1 protein-coding gene is annotated in these 864 nt (G+C 29.3%); it reads left to right on the top strand.

Going from position 1 to position 864, the window contains the following annotated elements; all coding sequences use genetic code 11:
* Positions 1–864 (top strand): SH3 domain-containing protein (locus V7056_RS20320; protein ID WP_499704203.1); only part of this gene is annotated, 864 nt, incomplete at both ends.

The following is an 864-nucleotide window of genomic DNA, read 5'->3' on the forward strand; positions in this document are numbered from 1 at the left end:
AGAAAGAGCAGCTATCTTATTTGCAAAAAGGTAAAATTTTACCAATAAATATAAATATAGATGGTACCATTACGAATATTGAGTTTATCAGTTGGCTTCAGTACTTTACATATGATGAGAAAAAGAATTTACGTTCAAAGTCAATTACAGATGATCAAAGAATGAAGCTAGTTATAAAGGAGTTAAAATTAGAGGCTATTTATCAAAAATGGGAAAAAAGTGGAAGTTTAAAGAAACAGTTATCCTATCATGAAATGATGTCTATTTTATATCAGTTAATTGGTTATGAAAAATTAAGTGAAACGCAATTAAATCAATTAACAGAATTAGAAAATGTCATAACAAAAGAAGAAATCAGTTTTGTTACGCAAAATCCCAACTTGAAGAAAAAAACAGCTGCAATACTTTTTGCTAGATTTATCAGGCAGTTTCAGACGAATCAATACAATACAACAGGTCACTCAATCACCTCAGATAGTACACTGTTCCTTACCGAAGGACCATCCTCCAACTTTCAATACATCATAGAGATTCCTAAGAAAAAAAGTTATACGGTAATCACAAAAATAGGGCATGTAATTGTAGCAAAATTTAATGGTAAAATTGGATTTTTATCAAAGTCAATCACATATTCTTTTGAAAAAAATGTTTATAAAGCGATTGCAAATAAAGTCAATCTGCGATTAGGACCTTCAACATCCCATCCAATCATAAAAGTAGTAAATATAGATGAGCAACTTGAAGGTAGGCAATTTAACTCAGAATGGGTACAAATTACTTCCTATAATGGCAAAGCTTTTATATCAAGTAAATTTGTGAAAAAAGTAGATTCACCTCAAAAAAATAATGAAAATAAAGATGATA

It is taken from the genome of Bacillus sp. JJ664 (genome assembly GCF_036962205.1).
Taxonomy (GTDB): Bacteria; Bacillota; Bacilli; order Bacillales; family Bacillaceae_G; genus Gottfriedia.